Source organism: Oceanospirillum beijerinckii DSM 7166 (assembly GCF_000422425.1).
GTDB lineage: Bacteria > Pseudomonadota > Gammaproteobacteria > Pseudomonadales > Halomonadaceae > Oceanospirillum > Oceanospirillum beijerinckii.
The window spans coordinates 162941-180268 of the sequence record NZ_AULT01000009.1; the positions used below are offsets into that span (position 1 = coordinate 162941).

17 protein-coding genes are annotated in these 17328 nt (G+C 48.5%); 7 read left to right on the forward strand and 10 right to left on the reverse strand.

Annotation, left to right across the window (positions count from 1 at the left end):
* Nucleotides 1-171: 171 nt before the first annotated feature.
* Together H579_RS0104015 and sfsA are read left to right on the forward strand one after the other, a co-directional pair.
* Entirely contained in the window at nucleotides 172-1347 is a 1176-nt protein-coding gene (locus tag H579_RS0104015) for a pyridoxal phosphate-dependent aminotransferase (RefSeq protein WP_028299617.1), read from the forward strand.
* Between the two features lie 93 nt (nucleotides 1348-1440).
* Nucleotides 1441-2166, forward strand: coding sequence for a DNA/RNA nuclease SfsA (sfsA, locus tag H579_RS0104020; protein ID WP_028299618.1), 726 nt, complete (start codon nucleotides 1441-1443; stop codon nucleotides 2164-2166).
* Here the strand turns inward: sfsA and H579_RS0104025 are convergent.
* The 8 genes from H579_RS0104025 to H579_RS0104060 all read right to left on the reverse strand — a co-directional run bounded on the left by H579_RS0104025 (nucleotide 2138) and on the right by H579_RS0104060 (nucleotide 10217).
* Nucleotides 2138-2482, reverse strand: a complete 345-nt coding sequence (locus H579_RS0104025) for a Rieske (2Fe-2S) protein (RefSeq protein ID WP_028299619.1) — start codon at nucleotides 2480-2482, stop codon at nucleotides 2138-2140. The genes sfsA and H579_RS0104025 overlap by 29 nt on opposite strands.
* A 294-nt stretch (nucleotides 2483-2776) precedes the next feature.
* Entirely contained in the window at nucleotides 2777-3130 is a 354-nt protein-coding gene (locus H579_RS0104030; RefSeq protein ID WP_028299620.1) for a pentapeptide repeat-containing protein, read from the reverse strand.
* Between the two features lie 149 nt (nucleotides 3131-3279).
* A complete protein-coding gene (locus H579_RS0104035; RefSeq protein ID WP_028299621.1) occupies nucleotides 3280-4848 on the reverse strand; it encodes a bifunctional aminoglycoside phosphotransferase/ATP-binding protein in 1569 nt (522 codons plus the stop codon).
* Between the two features lie 225 nt (nucleotides 4849-5073).
* Nucleotides 5074-6357: a glutamate-1-semialdehyde 2,1-aminomutase gene (hemL, locus tag H579_RS0104040; protein WP_028299622.1), complete on the reverse strand. Its 1284-nt coding sequence runs from the start codon at nucleotides 6355-6357 to the stop codon at nucleotides 5074-5076.
* Between the two features lie 144 nt (nucleotides 6358-6501).
* Complete coding sequence (thiE, locus tag H579_RS24120; protein WP_245583205.1) at nucleotides 6502-7140, reverse strand: thiamine phosphate synthase; 639 nt, start codon at nucleotides 7138-7140, stop codon at nucleotides 6502-6504.
* Nucleotides 7137-7937, reverse strand: a complete 801-nt coding sequence (thiD, locus tag H579_RS0104050; protein ID WP_028299623.1) for a bifunctional hydroxymethylpyrimidine kinase/phosphomethylpyrimidine kinase — start codon at nucleotides 7935-7937, stop codon at nucleotides 7137-7139. The genes thiE and thiD overlap by 4 nt, the downstream gene beginning before the upstream one ends.
* Nucleotides 7938-7961: 24 nt before the next feature.
* On the reverse strand, nucleotides 7962-8396 hold the full coding sequence (gene hemJ, locus H579_RS0104055; RefSeq protein ID WP_028299624.1) for a protoporphyrinogen oxidase HemJ: 435 nt from the start codon (nucleotides 8394-8396) through the stop codon (nucleotides 7962-7964).
* A 60-nt stretch (nucleotides 8397-8456) separates the two neighbouring features.
* On the reverse strand, nucleotides 8457-10217 hold the full coding sequence (locus H579_RS0104060) for a chloride channel protein (RefSeq protein ID WP_051227283.1): 1761 nt from the start codon (nucleotides 10215-10217) through the stop codon (nucleotides 8457-8459).
* Nucleotides 10218-10313: 96 nt separating this feature from the next.
* On the opposite strand from H579_RS0104060, the gene argC reads away from it, so the two are divergent.
* The 4 genes from argC to erpA all read left to right on the forward strand — a co-directional run bounded on the left by argC (nucleotide 10314) and on the right by erpA (nucleotide 13090).
* Entirely contained in the window at nucleotides 10314-11348 is a 1035-nt protein-coding gene (argC, locus tag H579_RS0104065; RefSeq protein ID WP_028299626.1) for an N-acetyl-gamma-glutamyl-phosphate reductase, read from the forward strand.
* A 28-nt stretch (nucleotides 11349-11376) separates the two neighbouring features.
* Nucleotides 11377-12123, forward strand: coding sequence for a DUF6776 family protein (locus tag H579_RS0104070; RefSeq protein ID WP_051227284.1), 747 nt, complete (start codon nucleotides 11377-11379; stop codon nucleotides 12121-12123).
* Between the two features lie 2 nt (nucleotides 12124-12125).
* Nucleotides 12126-12641 carry a bactofilin family protein gene (locus H579_RS24125; protein WP_084623906.1) on the forward strand — a complete coding sequence of 172 codons (516 nt, stop codon included), beginning with the start codon at nucleotides 12126-12128 and terminating at the stop codon, nucleotides 12639-12641.
* Nucleotides 12642-12739: 98 nt separating this feature from the next.
* Entirely contained in the window at nucleotides 12740-13090 is a 351-nt protein-coding gene (gene erpA, locus H579_RS0104080; RefSeq protein ID WP_028299628.1) for an iron-sulfur cluster insertion protein ErpA, read from the forward strand.
* Nucleotides 13091-13188: 98 nt separating this feature from the next.
* Here the strand turns inward: erpA and H579_RS0104085 are convergent, their stop codons facing one another.
* Both H579_RS0104085 and H579_RS24130 read right to left on the reverse strand, forming a co-directional pair.
* Nucleotides 13189-14301 (reverse strand): anhydro-N-acetylmuramic acid kinase, encoded by a 1113-nt coding sequence (locus tag H579_RS0104085; protein ID WP_028299629.1) that lies wholly within the window; start codon nucleotides 14299-14301, stop codon nucleotides 13189-13191.
* Entirely contained in the window at nucleotides 14298-15602 is a 1305-nt protein-coding gene (locus H579_RS24130) for an OapA family protein (protein WP_036565247.1), read from the reverse strand. Before H579_RS24130 ends, H579_RS0104085 begins: the two co-directional genes overlap by 4 nt.
* 135 nt (nucleotides 15603-15737) lie before the next feature.
* Here H579_RS24130 and tyrS point away from each other — a divergent pair, with 135 nt between their 5' ends.
* Nucleotides 15738-16937: a tyrosine--tRNA ligase gene (gene tyrS, locus H579_RS0104095; protein WP_028299630.1), complete on the forward strand. Its 1200-nt coding sequence runs from the start codon at nucleotides 15738-15740 to the stop codon at nucleotides 16935-16937.
* Nucleotides 16938-17328: the final 391 nt, after the last annotated feature.

Genomic DNA, 17328 nt, shown 5'->3' on the forward strand with positions numbered 1-17328 from the left:
GAAAGCTTTGCTTATTTATCGGAAAAGCGTTCAGAATGCAACTTGAAGAGTAAATTATAGAACATATTTTTCCCTTCAGCTGTTTCAAAAAATGGGGCGAAGGTGCATAAACGCGGGCTTTTCCCTATTATGTACAGAAATTGTTACTAGAAAGCCGAGTTGGGGTAGTTTATGTCTCTATCTAATTTCAAATGGGCAGACAGGGTTGCCGAAGTTGCCCCTTTTCATGTGATGCAGCTTTTATCCCGAGCCCGTCAGTTACAGGCTGAGGGTAGGGATGTAATACATATGGAAGTTGGGGAGCCGGATTTCCCCACTGCAGCGCCCATTGTTGCTGCAGGACAGGATGCTTTGGCAAAAGGTCTGACGCAATATACTCCAGCGGCAGGTTTGCCGGAACTGCGAGAGGCCATTGCCGGTCACTATCAAACGGCCTATGGCGTCAGCGTTGATCCAAAGCGTGTTATCGTGACGCCAGGTGCATCTGGGGCGTTATTGTTACTGGCGGCTTTGTTGGTGAACCCAGGTGATCAGGTTTTGATGGCCGACCCCACTTATCCTTGTAACCGCAACTTTATGCGCCTGTTTAGCGGTGAACCCAAGTTGATTCCTGTGGGGGCGGAGAGTCAGTTTCAGCTGACGGCTCAACATATTGAACAGCACTGGGCTGAAAACACCCGGGCCGCGATGTTGGCGACGCCATCCAACCCTACCGGCACTTTAGTGGATGAGAGTGCTTTACAAGCGATCAGTCAGGCAGTTGCCGAGCGTAATGGTGCGCTGATTGTTGATGAGATCTATCAGGGGCTGACTTATGGTGTTGATGCGCTGACTGCACTGTCGGTAAACGACGATACTTTTGTGATTAATAGCTTCTCAAAATACTTTGGTATGACCGGCTGGCGGCTGGGTTGGTTAGTCGCACCTGAGTGTGCGGTGCCTGAGTTGGATAAGCTGGCGCAAAATATCTTCCTGTCTGCGACCACACCATCGCAATACGCCGCACTGGCCGCTTTCCAACCGGAAACCATCGCCATTTTGGAAGAGCGTCGAGCCGAGTTTGCCCGTCGTCGTGACTATTTGTTACCGGCGCTACGTGATCTGGGGATGTCGATTCCGGTCACACCGGAAGGGGCGTTTTATATCTATGCTGGTGTTGATCATCTGACCGATGATAGCTATCAATGGTGTCAGGATCTGCTGGAGCAGGAAGCAGTTGCGGCTACGCCAGGTTTGGATTTTGGCATTGAGGGAGCGCGCAGCACGGTACGTTTTGCTTATGCTACCGATCTGGTGCAGCTGGAACGAGCCATTGAACGTATTGCCCGTTTTATCCAGCGTGGTTAATTTTTTCTAGCACGGCGACTGACTTGGCTTGTAAGAAGCTTGGCTTTTTAAGTAGTAGGATAAAGAAGCTAGATAAGAACATGGGAGCGAGTGATGCAGTGGGTTTCTGAATTAAAACCAGCCACTCTGATTCGACGTTACAAGCGTTTTATGGCGGATGTACTGCTTGAAGATGGTTCCGAGATCACTCTGCATTGCCCCAATACCGGTTCCATGCGTAACTGTATGCAGGAAGGTTGGCGGGTATGGTACTCCGATTCCGGTAATCCGAAACGTAAATACCCCTGTAGCTGGGAGTTGACCGAAACCCCGGATGGTCACCGTATCTGTGTTAATACCGCCCAGGCTAATAAGCTGGTGTATGAGGCCCTGCAGGAAGGCTGGATTGAGGAGCTGCAGGGTTATGACTCTATTCGACCTGAGGTGAAATACGGCTCGGAAAACAGTCGGATCGATTTTCTACTCAGTCATACTGATCAGCAGTGTTACGTGGAAGTGAAAAGCGTTACCTTGCTGGAAGAAGATAGAGGTGAGGGCGCTGGATTTTTCCCTGATGCCGTCAGTCAGCGTGGGCAAAAACATCTGCGTGAATTGCAGGAGATGGTTCAACAGGGGCACCGTGCAGTATTGCTGTTTTGTGTTAACCACACGGGGATTGAACAGGTTAGCCCGGCTCGCCATATCGATCCAACTTATACTCAGGCGCTATCAGAAGCGATGGCGGCAGGCGTTGAGGTATTGGCATACCGGGCACAACTGGATATCAATTATGCCCGGTTGGATCAGGCGCTTACGCTTCTACCTGAGTCTCAGTGGTAATGTGCAGGCAGATCTCGTTATTATTATTGATCTCGTAAGGGATGGGGCGTAATGCCTTGCCCTTACAGGGGCCGTAAATACATTCCCCAGTTTTGATCAAAAATTGTGCCCCGTGCAGTGCGCATTGAATCAACTGTTTGCTGCTATCCAGAAACTGGTCTGGCACCCACTCCAGATTGATTCCCATATGCGGACACTCGTTGGCGTAGAGAAAAACTTTCTTTTTTTTCTTTACGGCAAAGATGGGCCCCAGAGGGCTCTGAAAACCTTTGCTGCTATTGGGTTCAATAGCATCAAGGGAGCAAAGTATATACATAATATCCTCCCCGCTGAGAGAGATTCATCCAAGTCTATTCTAGACCTGGAAGATGACAGCGGCTTATCGGTTTTCTTGCGGTTTTGCACTGGCCTTACAGGTGGCTCTGGTGGTAATCGATTGGCAATAAAAAAGCCGCTTGCAAACGCAAGCGGCTGAAATCCGGTTAGTTTCCTAACCTCGAACACTAGATAACCCCTGTTCGGACACCTGCATTATCTATAGCATCTGTGACAAGGAGATGACAGAAGCCTTCTTTCCCGGTAGTCATCTCTTTATTTGGCTATGATGTTTTTATGGGGTGTTATAGCGCATACGGGTGCCGTGGTTCAGGGATAACAATAACTCGTCGGCAGATAACTCCTTTGGGAAATAACAGCCTGAAATATTAGCACCGGCCAGGCTTGCACCTTCAAGGCGGGTATGGCTGAAGTCTATTCCCCGCAGATCGGCACCTCGGAAATAAGCATTGCTCAGATCCAGCCCATGAGCATCCAGGCCACGTAGGTCCAGGCCTCTAAAATCACCACTTCTTAAATCAATCGCCCCACCGGCTGAGCGAGCAGTGTTAAAATCTTCAATATTTTCATCCCTAAGTAGCTGATACAAAGGGTCTTGTAGAATTTTGGGTGTTTGCGCTTGAGTCATGGCTGATCCCTCCCAGGAAAGTTCCGTAGTAGCGGCTTTATTACTGATATAGAGTCTAGTCAGAACTTTTCTGATAAGAAAGGCTCATCATACGAGGCCCTTGAGTCGACACTTAATATCAGTATAGCCGCCCGAATATGCCAGAAATGTTATGTCAGTCCTAAGTGACGACGGATGCTATTTAGCAGATTCTGTGTGGCATTATCTTCATCGGTATTGATGACTACAGTATAGTGGCTTTCCTCTTCCGTGATTATCTCTTGCTGCTGCAGTTGTTTCTCCAGTACTCCAAGATCTGCTTCGGAAGCATCAGCGCCTTTAATATGACGTTTCTTCACCCGGCGGCGCAAAGTTTCCTCGCTGGCGGTAAAAGACAGTGTCAGTGCCGGTACAGCCAGTTGCTCTGCTTTTTCACGCAGGGCATCACGTTGCCAGCGTTTCAGGTTGGTGGCATCCACAATGACCGGTGTGGCAGAGTGAATAATACCATCGGCCAGCTCAATCAGGCGCTGATAGGTTTGCTCTGTCGCCTCTGGGGTATAAATACCCGCATCCAGATCGGAATGGCTTCTATCATTGGCATCCAGGCCAAACAGACGTTTGCGTTCTACATCGGAGCGGATGCGAATTACACCCAGATCTTTGATTACTGCACGACTGATAGAGCTTTTACCAGAACCCGATACACCGTGTGTAATCAGCATAAACGGCTGCTCGAACATGGTGTAGGATTCGGCCAGATCGATATAACGCTGGTAGTCCGCTTCCAGATTGTTACGAGCTGCGTCATCAATATTTGGATCGGCGAGCATAAAACGAGTCACTTTGGCACGGACCATGGCACGATAGCTCTTATAGAAGCTCAGCAGTTGCAGGCCTTCGTAATCGCCGGTCAACTCCAGGTACAGGTTGATAAAGTGGCGGGCCAGTTTATCTTCGGCATGGGCTTCCAGGTCCATCACCAGGAAAGCTACATCACTGATTACATCAATCCAGCGGAACTCGTCATTAAACTCGATGCCATCAAATAGGGTGACCTTGTCATCAATGACGACGGCATTGCCCAGATGAATATCACCGTGACACTCACGCACCATGCCATTCTGTTTACGCTGGGCAAACAGCGGTTCCAAGCGGGTAAAGGTATCTTGCATCCAACCTTCCAGCTGAGCCAGTTGGTTTAGAGCCGCTTTATCGTTCAGCATCTCTTTGATCTGGTCAAAGTTTTGCTGCGCTGGTGCTAATACTTCAGCAGGATCGCCCAGTAGGGTGCTGTCATCGGCTTTAGCGATATCGGCGTGGAAGCTGGCGATCTGTTGTGCCAGGCCATCCATATGTTCCTGGGTCAGGCTGCCATTGGCTTGTAAGGCGCTTAACAGCTGATCATTATCAAACTGTTTTACCTTGATGGCGTATTCAAATGGAGCGCTGTCATCACCCAGCAGAGGAGCATCTTCAGAACCGGAAATTGGCAGTACGTCCAGATAGATCTCTGGTGCCAGACGTTGGTTGAGCTTCAACTCCTGCTGACAGAAGTGCTGGCGCTGCTCCAGGGTGGTGAAGTTCAGAAAACCAAAATCCATCGGTTTTTTGATCTTGTAAGCGTACTCTCCGGTCAACAGTACCCAGGAAATATGGGTCTGGTAGAGCTTAAATTCCGTTACCGGATGGTCATAAAGGGCCGGGTTCTGCAGCGCATTAATCAGCGTCTGGCTCACAGGCGTACTCCTGTTGATTCTTATGGTGTTTCGTCGATTCTTATGACGTCAGTGCAGAACCTGTCAGGTCAGGTTTTGCACTAAGCGATTACTGAGTCACCATCATATCACTATGATCAAGCCTATCACTAAGATCAAAGGCTCAAAGGTCGGTCTATAAACCTGTGCTTATCAACCTGGCATCACTTTGAGCGCTTGTTTTGCTATCTTAGTTTTTTAAAGGTCTTAGCTCAGTTTGGCAAAAGCCTTACGGGCTGCTGCCAGCGTGTTTTCAATATCTTCATCGGTGTGCACAGAAGAGACAAAACCCGCTTCGTAAGATGCTGGTGCCAGGTAAACACCCTCTTCCAGCATAGCGTGGAAGAACTGGTTAAACTGATCCAGATTACAGTTCATCACTTCGGCAAAACCGTTTACAGCAGGCTTATCGGTAAAGAAGATACCGAACATACCGCCCACATTCTGGGTGATAAAAGGTACACCAGCTTCTTTCGCCGCTTCTTCAAGGCCTGTACACAGTTTATCGACCTTAGCGCTCAGTTCTTGATGGAAGTTAGGCTGGCTAATGGTATCCAGCAGTGCCAGGCCTGCGGCCATCGCCAGTGGGTTACCAGACAGGGTACCGGCCTGATAAACAGGGCCCAGTGGTGAGATATGAGACATAATCTCTTTCTTACCACCGAAAGCACCGACTGGCATACCGCCACCGATGATCTTACCCAGAGTGGTCAGATCCGGTTTGATATTAAAGTGTTGCTGAGCACCGCCCAGAGCCACGCGGAAACCGGTCATCACTTCATCAAAAATCAGTACAGAACCGAATTCGTCACACACTTCACGCAGGCACTCCAGGAAACCAGGTATCGGTGGAATGCAGTTCATATTACCGGCTACGGGCTCAACGATAATACAGGCGATCTGATCACCGATCTGACGGAAGCACTCACGTACATTGTCGATATCGTTGTAGGTCAAGGTGATGGTGTGTTCCGCCAGTGCAGCAGGCACACCCGGTGAATTAGGCTCACCAAAGGTCAGGGCACCGGAACCGGCTTTTACCAGCAGGGAGTCGGAGTGACCGTGGTAACAACCTTCAAATTTAACGATCTTATCACGGCCAGTATAACCACGGGCCAGACGGATAGCACTCATGGTGGCTTCGGTGCCTGAGTTCACCATGCGCACCATTTCGATATTGGGCATCAGTTCACAGATGCGCTCGGCCATGGTGGTTTCGATGGCGGTAGGCGCACCAAAGCTCATGCCGTCATCCAGACGATCTTTCACCGCTTGCAGGACTACCGGGTTGGCGTGACCTGTGATCATAGGGCCCCAGGAGCCTACATAATCGATATATTGCTTGTCGTCCTCGTCATAGAGGTAAGCGCCTTTGGCACGCTTAATAAATACCGGAGTACCTCCAACACTCTTGAAGGCACGTACCGGAGAGTTTACACCACCAGGGATAACGGCCTGAGCCTGGTTAAATAACTGTTCTGACGTGGACATTGGATTTCCTATGTATCTTTCTTGGAAACGTACACACTTACACAAAAGTGCTTCGATATTTTTCGGCCAATAGCTGAAGAATAACGCTATTGGCTAAAGAGAAACTTTTGTGTGAGTGCTTATCAAATAACGTTAATTTACTGCTTATGCGGACTCTACCTTGTTCAGAGTCTGCTGCATACGACTAACTTGCAGATCCGGTTGATCCCCAGCAAACAGACTGTGCACCACGGCAACGTAGTCCGCACCGGCAGTAATCACCTGTCCGGCATTGTCGTGGTTGATGCCGCCAATGGCAACAATCGGACAATCAAAGCTCAGTTTGGCCTGAGCCAACAGATTCAGTGATGCGGGCTTGGCATTGGGTTTGGTATTTGAGGGGAAAAAGCGACCAAAAGCGATATAGCTGGTACCTTCATTGATCGCTTGTTGCGCCAGTTCCAGAGAGTCATGACAGGTGGCACCGATAATCTTATTCGGACCAAGCTGCTGGCGCGCATCGGCAATAGAGCCATCCTGCTGACCCAAATGAACACCATCGGCATCAACGGCCAAAGCTAACGCCAGATCATCATTGATAATCAGCGGTGTTTGATATTGACGACATAGCTTAAGCAGCTGTGTCGCTTCCTGCTGACGTTCTTCATCTGTACCGCCCTTACGGCGGTACTGTAAAAAAGCCAGGCCTGCTTTTAGGGCTAAAGCTGACTTTTCCAGCAATAGCTCGCCTGGCATCAGTTGAGAATCGGTGATGGCGTAGATCTTTGATGAGTTTGAACTCACGTTTTACTCCAGAAAAAACGATTAGGCAGGTATTGGCCGTGACCTAATTGATAGGCTTGTTCCAGGCTGCTCCAGGTAAACTTTTGTGCCATCTCGACCGCATTGCAAATATCGGCACCTTGAGCCAAAAAGGCGGCGCAGGCCGAGGCAAAGGTACAGCCGCTGCCGTGATATTCACCGGGTAATCTTGGCCAGGACTTACGCTGGATCTCGCCGTGAGAACCGTACAGGGTGTTAGTGACATCCTGAGTATCGGCATGAGCACCCGTTACCATGACATAGCGACAGCCTTGTTCAATCAGATGCTGGCAGCGTGCACTGTCCGAATCGGCGGTAGGACTCAGTTGTACCAGCTCCTGAGTATTGGGTGTTATTACTGTGGTATAGGGCAGCAGTAGAGTACAAATGGCATCGACCATGGCTTCGCTGCTTAAAGGCTTACCACCACCGGCGCGCAGGATAGGATCTAACACCACGGGCAGATGGGAATAGTCGGTAAGCAGAGTATGGATCGCTTCGATATTTTCGATACTGGCCAGCAAGCCAATCTTAATCGCGGCAACCGGCATATCATCCAAAATCGCCCGCGCCTGAGCAATCAGGTCATTGGCGTTCACTGGGTGGATGCTCTGGACATTGCGGGTGTCCTGGCAGGTGGTGGCGGTAATCACGGTGGCGGCATAACCGCCCAGAGAGCGGATACTCTCAATATCCGCATGGATGCCCGCGCCGCCGGACGGGTCGTGTCCCGCCAGTACGAGGGTAACTGCCGGTTTGTGTTCCGTTGAATCAGGCATAACGACTCCTGTTGCACTCTAGGGTTAACCGCTAAAGGGTTTGACCACAGCCAGAATAATGATACCGATCAGGGTAAATACCGGTAACTCATTAAATATGCGGAAGTAAACATGACTGCGCTGGTTGTTGTTATTGGCAAACTGCTTTAGATGATAACCACAGGCAAAATGGTAAATAACTAACAGGCCTACCAGTAGCAGTTTAGCGTGCATCCAGGGTTGTGACATATAGTGGCTGAAGTTGAGGCTCAGTAGTGCGATGCCCAGTAATATGACCGCAATCATCGAAGGGGTGGTGATACCGCGATACAGCTTGCGTTCCATAATCTTAAAACGTTCATCACCGGCTTGATCCTGAGTGTCAGCGTGATACACATACAAGCGGGGTAGGTAAAACAGACCGCTGAACCAGGTTACGATGGCCATAATGTGGAAGGCCTTCAGCCATAAATAATCCATGTTGACTCCATAAAGTGTTGAAACGTTCAAAATAGGCAGCTTAGCCTGCTGCGCGGGCAATCAGGTGTAATAGCGTTCGATCATACCGTTAGTCAGTATTCCAATGGGCTGCTGGTGCTCATTGATGATATAGAGTGCATCCTCGCGAATATCGGCGATACGGATATAAGCCTCAGTTAGCGTTAAATGATCATCAATCGGACCAACGGTCAGTCGATCTTCTGCGGGAATTTCTGATAACAGTAGAGTATCGGGAATCGGCTTATCGTCCTGCTGTAATAAGTAGAGATGATTAGCCAGCTCTGCCGCAGGCATCAAGGTTTTCGTATCACCGGATTGATCTGTAATCAATAACCACTGGGGTTTACGTTCAATCAAGGCACAAGCTTCTTGGATAGTGACTTGATTCAGGCTGCTGAGAAAGTCCTGTTCCATTACCGAAGTCACTCCGATACGGCTCATGGCTTGAGCTAAAGGTGGATGGCTGACATCCAGGCCTCTCATCGCCAGCATATGGTGGAAAATCGCTGGATTATCCGGCACCCAGTGGCGGCAGGCCAGGGTGGCAGAAATCACTGCTAACATACCGGGCATAATAATATGGGGGTTATTGGTCAGCTCTAATAGTGCCATTAAGGCTGCCAGTGGTGCCTGTAGGGATGCTCCCATCATAGCAGCCATTCCAATCATAGCGTATACGCTGATTGGTGAGGTGGCCTCATCCACCAATTGGTCACCGAAAAACGTACCGATATGTCCTGTTGCCGCTCCCAGTAAACCACCAATTACCAACATGGGGCCAATAATGCCAATGGGAATGCCCAGGCCAAAGGTTATTCCGGTCAGCAGCAATTTGCCTGCGGCCAGAACTAACAGCAGGGTCAGGCTTATTTCACCAGCAAAGGATAGGTTGACCAGGTCATAGCCCGTCCCCATTAATACCGGCAGATAGAAGCCTGCACCTGCCGTTAACAGGGCAATTGTCAGTACCCGTAGCCACAGTGGATAGCGTTGTAAGCGATTGAAGTGGCGACATAGCAGTAAGAAAAGTGCGGCGACGCAGCCAATCAAAATACCGCTGGCAGCAACCCAGGGCAGTTCAATCAAAGAAGAGAGTTGATCCGGGGCAGAGTGAAACAGAATGGGCTGCCCCAACAACCACTGGCTTAATGCGGTACCGCTGACAGAGGCCAGAATAATCGGTGTAAAACCGACCACGGTGTACTCTGCCATAATGACTTCCATGGCAAAGATCACCCCGGCAATGGGCGTATTAAATGAGGCACCGATAGCGGCAGCTGAACCACAGCCGACTAAAATACGCAGGCAGTTATTGGGCAAACGAAACTTCTGGCCCAGCCAGCTACTGACACAGGCACCCATATGAACCGCAGGGCCTTCACGACCTGCCGATAAACCACAGGAAAGGGCAATCGTAGCGGAAAAAAACTGATGCAGGCCATTTTGCCAGGGTAGGCGGCCTTGGTTAAAAGAGAAGCGCTCTATGACATGACCAATCCCTTGTGCACGCCATTGCTTGGGTACAAAGGTCAAAAGAAGAAAAATCAGTAGGCAGCCGATCAGAGGGGCACATAGGCGTATAGCCAGAGGCATATGCTCGTAGTCTTCCCAGTCGCTGCCGAGTAAGGTTTGGCTAAGGTAATTTAAACAGCTAAGAAAAAGCACCATCAAGGCTCCAGTCATCAGACCGGTAATTAAACCTAATAGTGCCAGTTGAGGTAATGCATCCAGATGTGCCAGACGTTCACGGAAGTAACGCAGGCTGATCAGAGGGGGCCGTATCTGTCTTTGCTTAGGCAATTGAGCATCCTTGATTGGCGGGTCACTGATACATAAGGTTTAAGTTTTGTGTATTATACCGAGATTCGATTCAAGAGGTTAGAACGGAGAGCACAAGTGATTAAAGTCGGCATTGTTGGCGGAACAGGATATACCGGAGTTGAGTTATTACGTTTACTGGCTCAACACCCTGAGGCTCAGGTCGAGGTTATTACCTCGCGATCGGAAGCCGGTGTCGCGGTTGCGGATATGTATCCCAATCTGCGTGGTCACTATGATCTTCGTTTTTCGGTACCGGATGCAGATCAGTTAGCAGCCTGTGATGTTGTATTTTTTGCCACTCCTCATGGCGTAGCACATAGTCTTGCAGGGGAGATTCTGGATAAAGGTGGTAGAGTCATCGATTTATCTGCTGATTTTCGTATCCGTGATGCCGAGCTTTGGGCTAAGTGGTATGGGCAGCCTCATGGTGCCCCGGAACTCCTGGGCGAAGCCGTATACGGCTTACCGGAAGTGAATCGTGAAAGAATTCGTTCGGCTCGTTTGATTGCAGCTCCCGGTTGTTACCCAACAGCGGTTCAGTTAGCTACAATTCCGCTGCTTGAAGCAGGGCTAATTGATACACAAGGTATTATTGCCGATTGTAAGTCAGGTGTGAGCGGGGCGGGACGCGGTGCAAAAGTCGGTTCTCTATTATGTGAGACGAGTGAGTCCATGATGGCCTATGCTGTTGCCGGACATCGCCATGAGCCTGAAATTGAACAGGGTTTAAAAGATGCAGCGGGTCATGACGTTGATTTAACGTTTGTGCCACACCTGACCCCGATGATTCGTGGTATCCATGCTACGGTTTATAGCCAGTTAAATGGCCAACAGGAAGCGGACCTGCAGGCACTGTTTGAGCAGCGTTATGCCAATGAGCCGTTTGTTGATGTTATGCCAGCGGGTTCTCACCCTGCGACTCGAAGTGTGCGGGGGGTGAATGTTTGTCGTATAGCGGTACATCGCCCACAGAACAGCTCCCGGGTTGTGGTACTATCAGTGATTGATAATCTGGTAAAAGGGGCATCAGGTCAGGCAATCCAGAATATGAATCTGATGTTTGATCTTGAGGAGAATATGGGATTAAACCAAGTCGCCCTGATGCCATAACAAGTGTGAATAAGTAGAGTTACCAGGAATGGCGAACGTCAAAGGAAGTAAACAGGAACAGTTAGAGATTATCTCCTACAGTCCCTGGCAGCGTTTCTTGATACGTGCTGGGGTTGTGGTGTTTTTAACGGCTATGGTGTTGGCTGGATATGGTTATGGCCAATATCAAGGGTGGGAGGAACGTCGTGCCGCCGTGATTGAGCGGGATGAGTTACGTATCTCTCAAGCAGAGTTTGAGCGAGAAAATGAAGATTTACGGCAAAAAGTTGCTGTTCTGACGCGGGGTAATGAGATAGATCAGAAAACCTATGCGGAAGTTCGTCGTACTATCACAGAATTAAATGCGCGTATCGCTCAGCTGGAGAATGAAGTCACTTTTTATAAAAGAGTGATGTCTCCTACTGAATCTGAAGATCAGGGGTTGCGGGTTGAAAGCTGGACGATCGGTAAAACATTGGATCCGAATCGTTTTGACTTCAAGCTGGTACTGACGCAGCAGGCCGATAATAAAAGCTTTATTGAAGGCAGGGCTTTGGTCAGCGTAATTGGAACTCAGGGCAATACCCGTCGTGCATTACCATTAAGAGATCTTTCGGATGATGTAAAAGATTTGGGAGTCCGCTTCCGTTTTCGCTTCTTCCAGAATGTGACAGGGGAAATGGTGCTGCCAAAGGGATTCAAGCCAGAGAAAATTGAAGTCATTCTGCAATCGACAGGCCGAAAGGCGATGCGAGTGGAAAAAAATTATGAATGGTCGGTTCAGGAGGCCGTTTAACAATGTTTGGAAGTAATAGTAAGCCAAGTACTCATCACTTTGATACTTTGATTTCAGGTAAGGCTGAGATTGTAGGTGACTTGCATTTTAGTGGTGGTTTACATGTGGATGGTAAGATCTTTGGCAATATCATTGCTGAGGATGATTCTAACGCTGTGATACGTATCAGTGAGAAGGGGGTTGTTGTAGGTGAAATCTCGGCTCCTCATGTGATTGTTAACGGTAAAGTGACCGGTGATATCCACTCCTGTGAGCATCTAGAGTTAGCTGCTAAAGCATCTGTTGAAGGTGATGTTTTTTATAACATGATTGAGATGGTGATGGGGTCTCAGGTCAGTGGCGCTTTACAACATCGCTATCGCGGTAAAAGTGATGAGCGTCCTGAAATGCCGAAGCATGTGACTCAAGAAAAACCTATCCTGCATGTTGAAGAGCCTGTAAGTAACGTAAAGGAACTGCCTGCTAAAGGGGTGCAGGAAAAAGCCAAAGCTAAAGCAGCGGGTGATGCTAAGCCTTAGGGCTATTTTTATAACTCTTTATAAGTTGACTGTTTTAGTGGGTTAAGCGGATAATGGCGGCTAGCAATGCTATTTGGGCATAACAACTGGAGCAAGTAATGACGGCGGATGTGTTTACACCACAACCTATGATTCTCACTGATGCTGCGGCCAATAAGGTACGTGAACTTGTGGAGTCTGAGCAAAATCCTGAATTAAAACTGCGTGTGTATGTTACAGGTGGTGGCTGTTCTGGTTTTCAGTATGGCTTCGATTTTGATGAGTCTTCTCAGGATGATGATGCGGTTATTGAGAATAATGGTGTAAAAATGGTGGTTGATAGCATGAGCTATCAGTATCTTGTGGGGTCTACAGTGGATTATCAGGAGGGTTTACAGGGGGCTCAGTTCCTGGTGAAAAATCCAAATGCTACTACCACTTGCGGTTGTGGTTCCTCCTTTACCGTCTAGTATTTTGCCTACTCAGTGCATTCCTATCGAGTAATAAAAAGACAGCTAAGGCTGTCTTTTTATTATCCGTTGTATTAATACCTGATCAGTAGTGAGTATCAGGCTGGATAGATTGCACCTAAGACTCTGGGGCCCTTGGCACCTGTAGCAGAGGGCAAATTGCCGGGTAAGCTTAATACTGTTTGACGGGCAAGCCAGGCAAAGGCGGAAGCCTCCACCCAGTCAACATCGAGCCCCAGGCTTAATGTGCTATCAACATCTATGTGGTGTGTTGAAGCCAACGCTGTTATCCGTTCGACCAATAGGCTGTTATGATAGCCTCCACCGCAGAGGTAAAGCTGCCGGCGTTGTTCGTGTCTGGCGCAATCTAAAATACATTGCGCTGTTAGCTCCAGAAGCGTGCGGCCGATATCCTGCCAGTTGACTTGGTCAATCTTATCAATTTGCTCAAGCTTAGCCTCCAGCCAGTCCAGATTGAAATATTCTCTTCCAGTGCTCTTGGGGGCGGGTTGCTGGAAATAGGGGTCGTTGAGGCATAGTTTCAGTAACGACTGCACAACGGCGCCCTGTCGTGCGCTAATACCATCCTTATCATAGCTTTCACCACTGTGGCGCTGATGCCAGCTGTCTAGTAGACAGTTACCTGGACCGCAGTCATAGCCTTTAGAGTCAACATTTTCAAGCGCCGTGATATTGCTAATACCGCCGATATTAATAATAGCAGATTGATCTGGTGCCTGTTGAAACAACCATTGATGAAATGCCGGCACTAAAGGTGCACCTTGCCCACCGGCTGCAATATCTCTGCTGCGGAAATCTGCGACTGTAGTGACCCCTGTACGTTCGGCAACTAAGCTATGATTGCCAATCTGTATGCTATAAGGTGTTTCACTGTCAGGAGCGTGATCAATGGTATGACCGTGGCTGCCAATGGCGCAAATATCTGCAGAACTCAGTTGGTTGCGTTGTAGCAATTGCAGGCAGGCATTGCTGAATTGTTCACCCAGTTGATAGCTCAGCTCTCCTAATGATGTGCGAGATATCTGCTGTGACAGTGCCAAGGCAAGAAGTTTATCGCGGAATCTATCCGGGTAAGGTGTTGCCAGGCAGTCTAATAGTTTGAAGCTGCCTGATTGATCGATTTCGGCCAGAATGGCATCAACACCGTCTGCGCTGGTGCCAGACATTAGGCCGATATACAGCTGACTCATTGGCTGTTCTTTACCGCAGCAATTTGTACGTTGCCTTGTGTCCCGAAATTGCTCAGAAGGTTACTGGCATATTGCTCAAAGCGTTCACGTTCTTTGGCTGCAATAGGCTCTGCCGCAGGCAGTTTAACGGTTACAGGGTTTTTATGAATGCCGTTTACGCGGAATTCGTAGTGCAGATGTGGGCCAGAAGCCAGCCCTGTGCTGCCAACATAACCGATAGTTTGGCCCTGGCGTACTTTAGCGCCGGAACGGATGCCTTTGGCAAAACCATTCATATGAGCGTACAAAGTGGTATAGCGACTGCCATGCTGAATAACTACATACTTTCCATAACTGCGGCTTACTTTAGCTGAAACCACTTTACCAGAGCCGGTGGCTTTAATTGGAGTACCTCGGCGAGCGGCATAATCTGTGCCCTTGTGCGAACGAAATTTGTGCAGTACTGGGTGGTAGCGACGGGTCGTGAAGTGAGAGCTGATACGGGCAAAGTCCATAGGCGAGCGTAGGAACTGTTTGCGCATACTTCGACCATCTTCTGAGTAGTAGTCGGTGTTGCCTTCCTTATCTGTGTAGCGTACTGCTCGGTATGTTGTACCTTGGTTGGTAAACTCAGCCGCTAGAATGTCTCCATCGCGATAGTAACTGCCATCCAGTAATTCTTCATAATACAGCACCTTAAAGCTATCACCTGGTCGCATATCCAGCGTGAAGTCGATATCCCAGCCAAAGATGTTGGCAAGATTCATAATGGTCTGTTGGCTCAGGTTGGCATCTTTACCTGCATTGAAAAAGGCATCTTTAATCACGCCTTCGGAGTAGCGCAGTTCTTTTTCAGGTTCGCGTTGTAAAATATTCTCAATAAATTTGCCATTATCCTGGCGTTCAAAGAGTGACATTTTGGTCATCGAGTGATCAAAGCGAGTGGTTTTCAGCTTGCCATTATCGTCCAGTAGGAAGTGCAGTTGTTGGCCAGGCATCAAGCGAGCAAGATTGGTGGTTAAATCAGGGCTATGGATCAATGAGTAAAGATCATTGTTGCTTAAGTTAGCTCGGGAGAACAGGGCTGATAATGTTTCGCCGCGTTTAACCGTATAAGAATGCCAGTTACTGTTCAGCTGTGGCCAATCGGCATTGTTTTCGGGTAATGGTGAATGAGAGCTACTTTCAAGGGATAGGTCTAGCGGGACATTAATCCGTTTGGCGGATACATCCTGGCTGGATACCAGTGTAATTATGAGACCTAGCCCTATGAGGATGGCCAAAATAAGGTGGTGCTTAACTTTAGATACTCGTGACAACATAAGTGAAACCAAAACTAATGCCTGAAAACGTTGGGTAAACCTTAGCGAATGCTATAATGTACGCTATTTTTTCCAAGATACAATTGGTGAAAAGCAATTGATTGAATATTGTACTGGACAAAGCGGGAATAATTGATGACTTCTGTTGATGAAGCACTGGCGCTGATCAAGCGTGGTACTGAAGAAATTCTGGTAGAAGACGAGCTGGTCAAAAAGCTTGAAAGTGGTCGTAAGCTGCGTATTAAGGCTGGTTTTGACCCTACTGCGCCGGATTTGCACTTGGGGCATACGGTCCTGATTAATAAATTGCGCCATTTTCAGGAACTGGGCCATCATGTGATGTTTCTGATTGGTGACTTTACTGGTCGTATTGGTGACCCAACGGGTAAAAATGTGACTCGTAAGCCATTATCTGAGGAGGATGTGGCGCAGAATGCGAAGACTTATACCGAACAGGTGTTTAAGATTCTGGATCCAGAAAAAACGGAAGTATGCTTTAACTCAACCTGGATGAGTCAAATGAACGCCTCTGAAATGATTCAGCTGGCAGCGCAGCAGACCGTAGCGCGTATGCTGGAGCGTGATGATTTCAGTAAGCGTTATAAGAACAACCAGTCGATCTCCATTCATGAGTTCCTATACCCGTTGGTACAAGGTTATGACTCCGTAGCCATGAAGGCGGATGTTGAGCTGGGTGGTACCGATCAGAAGTTTAACCTGTTGATGGGACGTGAGCTGCAGAAGGGCGCGGGTCAAGAGCCTCAGATCTGTATCACAGTGCCGATTCTGGAAGGTTTGGATGGTGTGCAGAAGATGTCAAAGTCTCTGGGCAACTATGTGGGGATTAACGATGCGCCGGGTGAAATGTTCGGTAAGATCGTTTCCATGCCTGATTCTCTGATGTGGCGTTATTTTGAGCTGCTCAGCTTCCGTCCAATGAGTGAAATCGAAGAACTGAAGGCTTCTGTTGAGGCTGGTGCTAACCCTCGTGACGTGAAAATGGATCTGGCTCGTGAGCTGGTGGCGCGCTTCCATGGTGAAGAGGCTGCAGCGAATGCCCATAAAGGTGCGGGTAACCGCCTGAAGGAGGGGGGGCTGCCTGAAGATCTACCTGAGGTCACAGTTGACTTTGGTGGTCAGGAAGAAGTGCCTGTGTCTGCTGTTATTAATAAGGCCGGTTTGGTGAAAAACTCTAATGCTGCGCGGGATATGTTAAAAGCGGGTAGCGTTAAGGTTGATGGTGAGGTTGTAGAGGCAAGCTGTAAGCTGAAGAAAGGCGAAACCTATATCTGTCAGGCCGGTAAGAAACAGTTTGCCCGTGTGACTATTGGGTAGCGGCGATTAGCGATAGAAGTATTTTGGTAGTGCTGCCTATCTCTAGCAAAACAAAACGCCAGCGTAAGCTGGCGTTTTGTTTTGCTATTCTTTCTTCTTTCTTCTTTCTTCTTTCTTCTTTCTTCTTTCTTCTTTCTTCTTATCCTATTCCCTTGCACCACTTCTTTGGTTTCTGAGCCTGCCTGCAGGTGCTCTATTTCAGCCGTTCTGAAACTTTTTTACAAAAAAGTGAAAATAGGGGTTGTGCTTTGGTCTTCCGTGCGTATAATACGCCCTCGCTGTCACGGGGTAAGACCTCGAACAGCACCGCAACAGTCTGATTTTTCAAAAGTTTTTAACATTTTTGAAAAAGACGATTTGAAAATAAATTTCAAATCACTGTTGACAAGAG